Source organism: Pseudomonas sp. Pseusp97, from assembly GCF_047304025.1.
In the GTDB taxonomy this organism is placed as follows: Bacteria; Pseudomonadota; Gammaproteobacteria; order Pseudomonadales; family Pseudomonadaceae; genus Pseudomonas.
Window position 1 is genome coordinate 1 of record NZ_JBGLYK010000186.1, and the last position, 11,666, is coordinate 11,666.

The following is an 11,666-nucleotide window of genomic DNA, read 5'->3' on the forward strand; positions in this document are numbered from 1 at the left end:
GCTCGCGAACCGCCCAAGCCGGAGCAACCGGAGACGCCTGTTCGCGAGCAAGCTCGCTCCTACAAAGAGCCGTGCGCCCCGGCTTCAGCTGGGATGGCCAACGTCTGCACCAACCACTGCGCCAGATGCTCGCCCCAGACCTGATAGCCCAGCGCCGAAGGGTGATAGCCATCAATGGCGAGGAACTGCGGCTGCATCTGAAGGCTCACTCCGCAATAGCCCGCGCCCTGCGCCAGCGCCAGGGCGCTGAGCTGTCGGTCCAGCAGCGCCGCGCGCCAACCCAGCAACTGGCGCAACAGCCAGGGCAGCGCCGTGAAGTGCTGCAACGGCGGCACCGCCGTGCATACCACCCGCGCGCCACGGCCACGGAAGTGCTCGATCAATTGTCCCAGGGAGGCCAGCCAGCGCTGGCTGGAGCTGAAGTGCGTCGTGTCGTTGACGCCGAAGACCAGCGCCACGAGGTCGTAATTCTGCTCGGCCACCAACGGCAGCAAGCGTTCGCAGGCTCCGCCGGCGGTGATGCCGTTTTCCCCTATGGCGCGCCAGATAACGGGGCGCTGAAGACGACCGGAAAGCGCCGAAGCCAGCCGACCTGCCAGCGCGAAATCCAGGCAGGACGCGCCAACACCGGCGACGGTGGACTCGCCCAGCAGCAACAGACGAAAGGGTTCGCCGGCAAACTCCGCCCCGGCAACGCCTTCGCAGACGCCTGCGGCGGGAGCCAGACGCAAGGCCGTGCGCCGGGTGCGCACGGCCAGAGGTAGGGCCAGCGGCAGCAGCGGCAACGCCGCCGCCCACCACATCAGCCCCGCCCAGCGGTTCACAGTTCGACTTTGACCGCCTGGGCCGAACGGGTGGCCTTGGCGCGGGCCGCGTCGATCGACTCGTCGCGCGCCAGGGCCACGCCCATGCGGCGCTGGCCGTCCACTTCCGGCTTGCCGAACAGGCGCAGCGCGGTGTCCGGCTCGCTCAGGGCGGCGCCGAGGTTGCCGAAGGAAACCTGCTGCGACTTGCCTTCCACCAGGATCACCGCCGAGGCCGAGTCGCCCAGCTGGCGGATCACCGGGATCGGCAGTCCGAGGATGGCGCGAGCGTGCAGGGCGAACTCGGAGAGATCCTGGGAAATCAGGGTCACCAGGCCGGTGTCGTGCGGGCGCGGCGAGACTTCGCTGAACCACACTTCATCGCCTTTGACGAACAACTCCACGCCGAACAGGCCGCGGCCGCCCAGCGCCTCGGTGACCGCCCTGGCCACACGCTCGGACTCGGCCAGCGCCTTCGGCCTCATCGCCTGGGGCTGCCAGGATTCGTGGTAGTCGCCTTTCACCTGGCGATGGCCGATGGGCGCGCAGAAGGTGGTGCCGCCTATATGGCGCACGGTCAGCAGGGTGATTTCGTAGTCGAAGTCGATGAAGCCTTCGACGATGACCCGGCCCTTGCCGGCGCGGCCGCCTTCCTGGGCGTAGTCCCAGGCGGTCTTCAGGTCGGCGTCGGACTTGAGCACGCTCTGGCCCTTGCCCGAGGAGCTCATGATCGGCTTGACCACGCACGGGTAGCCGACGGCGGCGACGCCAGCGGCGTAGTCCTCGTAGGTGTCGGCGAAGTGATAAGGCGAGGTCGGCAGACCCAGCTCCTCAGCGGCCAGACGACGGATGCCTTCGCGGTTCATGGTCAATTGCGCGGCGCGGGCGGTGGGGATGACGGTGTAGCCTTCGTTCTCCAGCTCCACGAGAGTGGCGGTGGCGATGGCTTCGATCTCCGGCACGATGTAGTGCGGCTTCTCCTGCTCGATCACCGCGCGCAGGGCGACGCCGTCGAGCATGCTGATGACGTGGCTGCGGTGCGCGACCTGCATGGCCGGCGCGTTCGCGTAGCGGTCGACGGCGATGACTTCGCAGCCCAGGCGCTGCAGCTCGATCGCCACTTCCTTGCCCAGCTCGCCGGAGCCACAGAGCAGTACGCGGGTCGCGCTCGGCGACAGGGGAGTTCCAATACGGGGCATTGCGGGAAACCTCGGGAAGGGAAAGTTCGAAACGGGGTAGCTTTGGGGCGTGAAGGCGCTAGACCAGCACGCCCTGCTCGCGGGCGCGCTGTTCGCAACGCAGGAGCACCTCGCGGCGCTCGGCGTTGTCCATCATGCCCCAGCGGGTGATCTCGGCGGCGCTGCGCTGGCAGCCCAGGCAGATGTCGGCATCGTCCAGCGCGCAGACGTGCACGCAGGGCGAGGCCACGGGACGTTCTTCAGTCATCTTCCTGCTCGGCCAGGTCGCGGGCGTAGCGCTGGGCGTTGTGCACGTAGTGGGCAGCACTGGCTTCGAGCATCTTCTTCTGCGGCTCGGTCAGCTCGCGCACCACCTTGCCAGGGGAGCCCATGACCAGCGAGCCGTCGGGAATTTCCTTGCCTTCGGGGATCAGTGCGTTGGCGCCGATGATGCAGTACTTGCCGATCTTCGCGCCGTTGAGGATCACCGCGTTGATGCCGATGAGGCTGTAGTCGCCCACCTGGCAGCCGTGGAGCATCGCGTTATGGCCGATGGTCACGCCCTTGCCCAGGGTCAGCGGGAAGCCCATGTCGGTGTGCATCACGGTGCCGTCCTGCACGTTGCTGTGCTCGCCGACGTGGATCAGCTCATTGTCGCCGCGCAGCACGGCGTTGAACCACACGCTGGCACCGGCGTCGAGGCGCACCTTGCCGACCACCGTGGCATTCGGGGCGATCCAGCTTTCCGGATGGGTTTCGACTCGGGACGAGCCCAGGCGGTACTTCATGGTTTCTCCTCAGGCGGGGGCCGCTCTTTGTTATCGGATCTCAGCTCAGCTTGATGAACTTCGACGGCGGCTGGTGCAGATCGATGCGGGCGTCGTACAGCAGGTTCAGCAACTCGACCAGCATGATCGCGGACAGGCCCCAGATCTTGTAGCCCTCGAACAGGTAGCTCGGGACGTACCAGCTGCGGCCGAAATAGTCGATGCGGTGGGTAGTTTCCCGCGGGTCGCCACGAAAGAATTCCAGCGGCACCTTGAATACGGCGTCGATCTCGCCGTCGTTGGGGCGGTACTCCACGAAATCGGGGACGAAGCCGACGAATGGCTTGACCAGGATACCGTGCCGCGACACCAGGGTGCTCAGCGGCCCGACGACCTCCACCAGGCCTGGCGGCAGGGCGATCTCCTCCTGGGCCTCGCGCAGGGCGGTATGGATCAGGTCGACGTCTTCCGGGTCGCGCCGACCGCCGGGGAAGGCAACTTCGCCGCTGTGGGTCGAAAGCCCGGTCGCGCGCAGGGTGAGCACGAGCTCTTCCTGGGGAGTGATGGGGAGCAGGACCGCCGCTTCCGGGAAGCTGTGGTCCGTTTCAAGGTCGCTTGGCGTGTGCGTCTGTATGCGTTGGCGCAGCTGGTCCAGCATGCCGAACATCCTGCGGGGGCCGATTCTTCTAATTGAAGGATCATGGCACGAAAGACGCCCCTGCCCAACCCCCGCCCCTTGCTGGGTCCTGGCGCTGCGCGCAAGATTGCGCCATTCAATGACAAGGAAACGGCATGAAATTCTGCAGCCTGTGCGGCGCCGGCGTGAACCTGCGCATCCCCAGCGGCGACAACCGCCCGCGCTTCGTCTGCGACCAGTGCCAGACCGTGCATTACCAGAACCCGCGCATCGTCGCCGGCTGCCTGCCGGTCTGGGATGGGCGCATCCTCCTCTGCCGCCGCGCCATCCAGCCGCGCCAGGGCTTCTGGACGCTGCCGGCGGGCTTCATGGAGAACGGCGAAACGCTGGAACAGGCCGCCGCCCGCGAGACACTCGAAGAGGCCAACGCCCGGGTCCACGGCCTGCAGCTTTATACGGTCTTTGATCTGCCGCATATCAGCCAGGTCTATATCTTCTTCCGCGCCGAACTGGCCGACCTGGACTTCTTCGCCGGCGATGAAAGCCTCGAGGTGCGACTCTTCGAAGAATCCGACATTCCGTGGGACGAGCTGGCTTTCCCCACCGTGGGCCGTACCTTAGAATATTTCCTGGCGGATCGGATCATTCAGAACTTCCCGATACGCAATGAAGGGATTCTCCCAATGCTTGCACAGAAAAAGAACTAATAAGCTCATATACCGCCTCTAAGGCTTTAGGAACTACCGGGGAACACCACTCGATGCGCTGGTTGATTGCCGTACTTTGTCTGACCTTCGCAGCGTTCTCGCATGCCAACGCGATGCCCACGCTCGACGGTCGTATCGACAAGATTCTCGTGCTCAAGTCCGAGCGCAAACTGAACCTCATCAGCAACGGCAAGGTTCTCAAGAGCTACCGCGTGTCCCTGGGCAAGCGTCCGCAGGGTCCGAAGCTGGCCGAGGGCGACAACCGCACGCCGGAAGGCTTCTACTGGGTCGACTGGCGCAAGACCAGCGACAAGTACAACCTCTCCATGCATATCTCCTACCCCAATGCCCGCGATGTGGCCAAGGCGCGGGAAAAGAGCCTGTCCCCCGGCGGCATGATCATGATCCATGGCACGCCGATGGATGACGAATACCCCGAGTGGTACTTCTCGACACTGGACTGGACCAACGGCTGCATCGCGATGACCAACGCCGACATGCGCGAGGTCTGGAGCCTGGTCAAGGACGGCACGCTTATCGAGATTCGCCCGTAAGCGGGACGGAAAGAAAAAAGGCGCCCAAGGGCGCCTTTTTCATAGCTGCTCAGAACACCATGTCCGACAGCCGCCAGACCTCGAAGGCCGGCGTCTCGTAGGGATGGACCTGCTTGAGGGCCTTGACCGAGTCGTGGATCAATTCATCGGCCACGACCATCTCCACCTTCCATTCGGCGACCTGCTCGATGCTGCCGGCCTGGCCGATGAAGGGGTTGCTGCCCTGCAGAGGGCGGAACTGTCCCTGTCCGAGCGCCTGCCAGCAACAGCTGTCGTAGGCACCGATGCGTCCTGCACCAGCGGCGAACAGCGCTTTCTTGACCGGTTCCAGATGGCTTTCCGGAACGTAGAAACACAGTTTGTACATCGGAGACTCCGATCGAAACAGGGACACAGCCATGACAAAGAGCGCCACGGGTGACAAATGCTGCCACAAATAGTGGCACTTTGCCTCTTATGACTGGCGGGTCATCGTCCCAGTTCGACCGCCCGGACTCGGGCTTGTTCGCCTGTGAGCGACTTTGTAGGAAATCTGTGACGGACTTCGAGCTCACCGGCCGGTAAAGCGTCGCCAGCGTTCTTTCAGACCTGGCGCCGCAGGAGTGTGGGAACCGTCGCAGAACGGTAACTTCGCCGACAGACCGCAACAGCACAGCAACAGATGGCGCTCGCGCCCGACTGTCAGCTCCAGCGAGTCGGTACAACCCGCGGCGGCATCCGGAAGGCTGGCGCACTGCCCGCAACGACACAGCCGCAGGACCTGGCCCGGCTCGACTGCACGAACCTGCGGAAGCTTCGGCAACTTATCCACCGCGCGGACCGCCTTCAGCAACCTGGGCAGGAGCGGACCCCGTCCACGATGGTCCGGGCGGGCACCATTGGCGAGCAAGCTCGCTCCCACAAGAGCCATCTCGCGGCCTCCAAAGAAAAAGGGGAAAGCCGAAGCTTTCCCCTTTCGCGTTTCGCATCAGGCCGACTCAGCCGACCCAGACGCGGGCATTGCGGAACATGCGCATCCAGCCGCCGTCCTCTTCCCACTCGTCCGGACGCCAGGAGTTCTGCACGGTGCGGAACACTCGCTCCGGGTGCGGCATCATGATGGTGACGCGGCCGTCGCGGCTGGTCAGGCCGGTGATGCCGCGCGGCGAGCCGTTCGGGTTGGCCGGGTAGCTTTCGGTGACCTTGCCCAGGTTGTCGACGAAACGCAGGGCCACGGTGCCGGACAGGTCGGCTTCCAGCAGTGCTTCCTCGCTCTCGAACTCCGCATGGCCTTCGCCGTGGGCGATGGCGATCGGCATGCGCGAACCGGCCATGCCCTGCAGGAAGATCGACTGCGATTCCTGCACCTGGACCATCGCCACGCGCGCTTCGAACTGCTCGGAGCGGTTGCGCACGAAGTGCGGCCAGAACTCGGTGCCGGGGATCAGCTCGTGCAGGTTGGACATCATCTGGCAACCGTTGCACACGCCCAGGGCGAAGCTGTCCTTGCGCTCGAAGAAGGCCTGGAAGCCATCGCGGGCACGGCTGTTGAACAGGATCGACTTGGCCCAGCCTTCGCCGGCGCCCAGTACGTCGCCGTAGGAGAAGCCACCGCAGGCCACCAGGCCCTTGAACTGCTCCAGGCTGATGCGGCCGGAGAGGATGTCGCTCATGTGCACATCGACGGCGGCGAAGCCGGCGCGGTCGAAGGCCGCGGCCATTTCCACCTGACCGTTGACGCCCTGCTCGCGCAGGATCGCGATCTGCGGACGCACGCCTTTCTTGATGTAAGGCGCGGCGATGTTGTCGTTGACGTCGAAGCTCAGCTTCACCGACAGACCGGGGTTGGCTTCGTCCAGCAGACCGTCGAATTCCTGGTCGGCGCAGTCGACGTTGTCGCGCAGGCGCTGGATGCGGTAGCTGGTCTCGCTCCAGATGCGCTGCAGGTTGCGGCGCTGGGCATTGAAGACGCGCTCGCCATTGAATGCCAGGTCGATCTCGGCGCCCTTGACCGGCTGCCCGATGACCGCGACGCAATCCTCCAGGCCGGCGGCGCTGAACTGCGCCAGCACTTCCGGGGTGGCAGCGGAGCGAACCTGGATCACGGCGCCGAGCTCTTCGTTGAACAGCGCGGCGGTCAGCTCGTCACGGCTGTCGGCCAGGGCGTCGAGGTTCAGGTCCAGACCGCAATGACCGGCGAAGGCCATTTCCACCACGGTGGCCATCAGGCCGCCGTCTGAACGGTCGTGGTAGGCCAGCAGGTGACCGTCGGCATTCAGGCCCTGGATCACGGCGAAGAAGGCCTTCAGGTCTTCCGCATCATCGACGTCCGGTGCGGCGCGACCGATCTGGCCGTTGACCTGGGCGAGGATGGAGCCGCCCATGCGGTTCTTGCCACGGCCGAGGTCGATGACGATCAGGTCGGACTCGCCCTTGTCCAGGCGCAGCTGCGGGGTCAGGGTCTTGCGCACGTCGTTGACCGGAGCGAAGCCGGAGATGATCAGCGACATGGGCGAGGTGACGCTCTTCTCGGCGTCGCCATCCTGCCAGCGGGTCTTCATGGACATGGAGTCCTTGCCCACCGGGATGGTGATACCCAGCGCCGGGCACAGCTCCATGCCGACGGCCTTGACGGTGTCGTACAGGCGCGCGTCCTCGCCCGGGTGGCCGGCCGCGGCCATCCAGTTGGCCGAGAGCTTGATCTCGGAGATCTTGTCGATGCTCGCGGCGGCCAGGTTGGTGATGGTCTCGCCGATTGCCATGCGGCCGGAGGCCGGGGCGTCGATCAGGGCCAGCGGGGTACGCTCGCCCATGGCCATGGCTTCACCGGTGTAGACGTCGAAGCTGGTGGCGGTGACGGCGCAGTCGGCCACCGGGACCTGCCACGGACCGACCAGCTGGTCGCGGGCAACCAGGCCGGTGATGGTGCGGTCGCCGATGGTGATCAGGAAGTTCTTGCTGGCCACGGCCGGGTGACGCAGCACGCGCTCGGTGGACTCGGTCAGGTCCAGGCCGGCGGCGGCGAAGTCATCGCCCAGCTCGGCTTCGCGGGTGACCGAACGGTGCATGCGCGGCGGCTTGCCCAGTAGCACTTCGAGCGGCATGTCCACCGGCTTGTTGCCGAAGTGGCTGTCGGCGACGGTGAGCTGCTTTTCTTCGGTGGCTTCGCCGACCACGGCGAACGGGCAGCGCTCGCGCTCGCAGATGGCCTTGAAGGTCTCGAAGTCGGCGGCGTCCACCGACATCACGTAGCGTTCCTGCGACTCGTTGCACCAGATTTCCAGCGGGCTCATGCCCGGCTCGTCGTTGGGCACGTTGCGCAGTTCGAAGCGGCCGCCGCGGCCGCCGTCGTTGATCAGTTCCGGCAGGGCGTTGGAGATGCCGCCCGCGCCTACGTCGTGGATGAACTTGATCGGGTTGTTCTCGCCCATCTGCCAGCAGCGGTCGATGACCTCCTGGCAGCGGCGTTCCATTTCCGGGTTCTCACGCTGCACCGAGGCGAAGTCCAGGTCAGCGGCGGAGGCGCCGGTGGCCATGGAGGAAGCGGCGCCGCCGCCCAGGCCGATCAGCATGGCCGGGCCGCCGAGCACGATCAGCTTGGCGCCGACCGAGATCTCGCCCTTCTGCACGTGGTCTTCGCGGATGTTGCCCAGGCCGCCGGCAATCATGATCGGCTTGTGGTAACCACGGACTTCCTCGCCGCGCGGGGTGGCGATGGCCTGCTCGAAGGTACGGAAGTAGCCGGCGAGGTTCGGACGGCCGAATTCGTTGTTGAACGCGGCGCCGCCCAGCGGGCCTTCGATCATGATGTCCAGCGGGGTGACGATGCGCTCGGGCTTGCCGTAGGGCACTTCCCAGGGCTGCTCGAAACCGGGGATGTTCAGGTTGGAGACGGTGAAGCCGACCAGGCCGGCCTTGGGCTTGGCGCCACGACCGGTCGCGCCTTCGTCGCGGATCTCGCCGCCGGAGCCGGTGGAGGCGCCGGGGAAGGGAGCGATGGCGGTCGGGTGGTTGTGGGTTTCCACCTTCATCAGGATGTGCACCGGCTCTTCGCTGGCGCCGTACTGGCGGGTCTCGGCGTTCGGGTAGAAGCGGCCGGCGACGTAGCCTTTCATGACCGCGGCGTTGTCCTTGTACGCGGACAGCACGCCCTCGCGGTGCATTTCATAGGTGTTCTTGATCATGCCGAACAGGCTCTTGTCCTGAGCCTGGCCGTCGATGTCCCAACTGGCGTTGAAGATCTTGTGGCGGCAGTGTTCGGAGTTGGCCTGGGCGAACATCATCAGCTCGACGTCGTGCGGATTGCGGCCCAGCTCGACGAAGCTCTTCACCAGGTAGTCGATCTCGTCTTCGGCCAGGGCCAGGCCCAGTTCGAGGTTGGCCTTCTCCAGCGCGGCGCGACCGCCGGCGAGAATGTCCACCACGGTCAGCGGCTTGGGCTGGGCGTGGCTGAACAGGGCGGAGGCTTGTTCCAGTTCATTGAGGACAAGCTGGGTCATGCGGTCGTGCAAGCGGGCAGCAACGGCTTGTGCGTCGGCCTCGCTGAGCTCGCCGGTGACGTAATAGGCAATGCCGCGCTCGATGCGCTCGATCTTCGCCAGGCCGCAGTTGCGGGCGATGTCCGAGGCCTTGCTCGACCAGGGCGAGATGGTGCCGAAGCGCGGGACAACCAGGAACAGGCGACCGGCAGGTTCCTGCACGGGAACGCTCGGACCGTATTTCAGCAGGCGCGCCAGGACCTGTTCTTCCTCGGCGTTGAGGGCTCCGGTGACCTCGGCGAAGTGCGCAAACTCGGCATACAGCCCGGTGACGGCGGGTACATGCTGGGTCAGCAGGTCGAGCAGTTTGCCGTGGCGGAAAGCGGAAAGGGCGGGAGCACCGCGCAGGATCAGCATTGTCGGAACAGCCTCTGGAGACGGGGAAGTGTGTGGGGCCGGACGGGCCAGCCCACAGAGGCCGTGCATTCTACCGTAAAGCGCAGCCCGGCGGCAGCTTTCAAGTGCCTTCCTCGCCACTGCTCCGGCGGAAATTGCCATTCATCTTCGAAGCCCTTCGAGCGGCGTAGGAAAAAGCCCAGCCCCGCGGCCTTCAGCGCGAAAAATGCCGACGAACGGCACGGCAACTAGCAGAGAAGCCTCGAGCTGTCGAGATATGGCGCACAACGGCCTTTGCGTATACTGCCCCGATGCTTGCCCTGACTGTGTCCCGTGTGCGCTGCACCGCCTGGATCTTGGCGACCTGTATCTTTCTGCTGCTTTCCGGCTGTAGCGAGGCGAAAGCCCCGACGGCCCTCGAGCGCGTGCAGAAGGACGGCGTGCTGCGCGTGATCACCCGCAACAGTCCGGCCACCTACTTCCAGGACCGCAACGGCGATACCGGCTTCGAGTACGAGCTGGCCAAGCGCTTCGCCGACAGCCTGGGCGTTCAGCTGCAGATCGAGACCGCCGACAATATCGACGACCTCTACGACCGCCTCGGCCGCGACGGCGGTCCGAACCTCGCTGCCGCCGGCCTGACGCCGGGCGGCGAGCGCGATGCCCAGGTGCGCTACTCGCACTCCTACCTCGACGTTACCCCGCAGGTCGTCTACCGCAATGGCGCGCAGCGCCCTACTCGCCCGGAAGACCTGGTGGGCAAGCGCATCGTTGTGTTGAAAGGCAGCAGCCATGCCGGGCAACTGGCCGAATTGAAGAAGCAGTTCCCGAAGCTGGAGTACCGCGAGTCGGACGCGGACGAGATGGTCGACCTGCTGCGCATGGTCGACGTCGGCGAGATCGACCTGACGCTGGTGGACTCCAACGAACTGGCGATGAACCAGGTGTACTTCCCCAACGTGCGCGTCGCCTTCGACCTCGGTGATGCCAGGGGCCTGGCCTGGGCGCTGCCGAGCGGCGATGACAACAGCCTGATCGAGAAGGTCAACGCCTTCCTCGACAAGGCCAGGCAGGACGGCCTGCTGCAGCGGCTGAAGGATCGCTACTACGGCCACGTGGATGTCCTGGGCTACGTCGGTGCCTACACCTTCGCCCAGCACCTGCAACAGCGCCTGCCCAAATACGAGCAGCACTTCCGCCAGAGCGGTACCAAGCTCGAGGCCGACTGGCGCCTGCTGGCCGCCATCGGCTACCAGGAATCCATGTGGCAACCCGACGCGACCTCCAAGACCGGGGTGCGCGGCCTGATGATGCTGACCAACCGCACCGCGCAGGCCATGGGCGTGGCCAACCGCCTGGACCCCAGGCAGAGCATCCAGGGCGGCAGCAAGTATTACGTGCAGATCAAGGACGAACTACCCGACAGCATCAAGGACCCGGACCGCATGTGGTTCGCCCTGGCCGCCTACAACATCGGCGGCGCGCACCTGGACGACGCGCGCAAGATGGCCGAGCAGGAAGGCCTGAACCCGAACAAGTGGCTCGACGTAAAGAAGATGCTGCCGCGCCTGTCGCAGAAGCAGTACTACCGCAAGACGCGCTACGGCTACGCGCGCGGCGGCGAGACCGTGCACTTCGTACAGAACGTACGCCGCTATTACGACATCCTCACCTGGGTGACCCAGCCGCAGATGGAAGGCGGCCAGCTCGCCGAAAGCGGCCTGCATCTGCCGGGCGTGAACAAGACCAAGCCCGAAGATGACGAGGGGCGGGATCAGAAGCTTTGAGGCAGTCCTTCAGAGCACCTCCTGCGTAGCCACGATTCCCCCGACGCTTCCCCTCTATCGCGAATCCCCACCGGTCGCGCCTACGCAAAGCCCGTGCCTCACTGCGACGCGGGTTTGCTGGTGATGGATTTCGCGGACAAGGTCCGCTCCTACGGGAAGTGGCGTGCCATGCGATTCGCGAGCAAGCTCGCTCCTACGAAGAGCCAATGCCCCGCCCGCCCCTGGCTTTGGCTTTGAAAGACTTCCAGCAAAACATCCGCGCACGCCGAATGGCCCCTTTCAGGAGGCCTCGTTGAATTGGAATTTCAGGGGTTGAGCGACATGGATGTCGCGAGAGCCGCGATGGGCCAGGGATGGCCCTTCGTGGGGGGACGCCTAGT

The 11,666-nt window shown here is 65.3% G+C and carries 11 protein-coding genes; 3 read left to right on the forward strand and 8 right to left on the reverse strand.

Annotated elements, in window-relative coordinates:
* Window positions 1-59: 59 nt before the first annotated feature.
* Genes ACCC94_RS23030 through ACCC94_RS23050 form a run of 5 tightly spaced genes read right to left on the reverse strand, consistent with a single transcriptional unit; the run spans window position 60 to window position 3,406 of the window.
* Window positions 60-824, reverse strand: a complete 765-nt coding sequence (locus ACCC94_RS23030) for an SGNH/GDSL hydrolase family protein (RefSeq protein WP_413351905.1) — start codon at window positions 822-824, stop codon at window positions 60-62.
* Window positions 821-2,002 (reverse strand): formate-dependent phosphoribosylglycinamide formyltransferase, encoded by a 1,182-nt coding sequence (purT, locus tag ACCC94_RS23035; protein ID WP_413351907.1) that lies wholly within the window; start codon window positions 2,000-2,002, stop codon window positions 821-823. The genes ACCC94_RS23030 and purT overlap by 4 nt, the downstream gene beginning before the upstream one ends.
* Window positions 2,003-2,060: 58 nt before the next feature.
* Entirely contained in the window at window positions 2,061-2,249 is a 189-nt protein-coding gene (locus ACCC94_RS23040) for a DUF1289 domain-containing protein (protein WP_413351908.1), read from the reverse strand.
* The gene (locus ACCC94_RS23045) at window positions 2,242-2,769 is read right to left on the reverse strand and encodes a gamma carbonic anhydrase family protein (RefSeq protein WP_413351910.1); all 528 of its coding nucleotides are present in this window, start codon (window positions 2,767-2,769) and stop codon (window positions 2,242-2,244) included. Before ACCC94_RS23045 ends, ACCC94_RS23040 begins: the two co-directional genes overlap by 8 nt.
* 40 nt (window positions 2,770-2,809) lie before the next feature.
* Window positions 2,810-3,406 (reverse strand): CoA pyrophosphatase, encoded by a 597-nt coding sequence (locus tag ACCC94_RS23050; protein ID WP_017522246.1) that lies wholly within the window; start codon window positions 3,404-3,406, stop codon window positions 2,810-2,812.
* 134 nt (window positions 3,407-3,540) lie between these two features.
* Here ACCC94_RS23050 and ACCC94_RS23055 point away from each other — a divergent pair, with 134 nt between their 5' ends.
* Both ACCC94_RS23055 and ACCC94_RS23060 read left to right on the forward strand, forming a co-directional pair.
* The gene (locus ACCC94_RS23055; RefSeq protein ID WP_413351911.1) at window positions 3,541-4,092 is read left to right on the forward strand and encodes an NUDIX hydrolase; all 552 of its coding nucleotides are present in this window, start codon (window positions 3,541-3,543) and stop codon (window positions 4,090-4,092) included.
* 53 nt (window positions 4,093-4,145) lie between these two features.
* The gene (locus ACCC94_RS23060; RefSeq protein ID WP_413351913.1) at window positions 4,146-4,646 is read left to right on the forward strand and encodes a L,D-transpeptidase family protein; all 501 of its coding nucleotides are present in this window, start codon (window positions 4,146-4,148) and stop codon (window positions 4,644-4,646) included.
* 49 nt (window positions 4,647-4,695) lie between these two features.
* Here ACCC94_RS23060 and ACCC94_RS23065 read toward each other — a convergent pair whose 3' ends face one another.
* From ACCC94_RS23065 to purL, 3 genes are all read right to left on the reverse strand, one after another.
* Window positions 4,696-5,013, reverse strand: coding sequence for an NGG1p interacting factor NIF3 (locus tag ACCC94_RS23065; RefSeq protein WP_413351914.1), 318 nt, complete (start codon window positions 5,011-5,013; stop codon window positions 4,696-4,698).
* Window positions 5,014-5,196: 183 nt separating this feature from the next.
* A complete protein-coding gene (locus ACCC94_RS23070; protein ID WP_413351915.1) occupies window positions 5,197-5,556 on the reverse strand; it encodes a CDGSH iron-sulfur domain-containing protein in 360 nt (119 codons plus the stop codon).
* Between the two features lie 67 nt (window positions 5,557-5,623).
* Window positions 5,624-9,520: a phosphoribosylformylglycinamidine synthase gene (gene purL, locus ACCC94_RS23075; RefSeq protein WP_413351916.1), complete on the reverse strand. Its 3,897-nt coding sequence runs from the start codon at window positions 9,518-9,520 to the stop codon at window positions 5,624-5,626.
* A 290-nt stretch (window positions 9,521-9,810) separates the two neighbouring features.
* Between purL and mltF the strand changes: the two genes are divergently transcribed.
* Window positions 9,811-11,286: a membrane-bound lytic murein transglycosylase MltF gene (mltF, locus tag ACCC94_RS23080; protein WP_413351917.1), complete on the forward strand. Its 1,476-nt coding sequence runs from the start codon at window positions 9,811-9,813 to the stop codon at window positions 11,284-11,286.
* The last annotated feature ends 380 nt before the right edge of the window (window positions 11,287-11,666 follow it).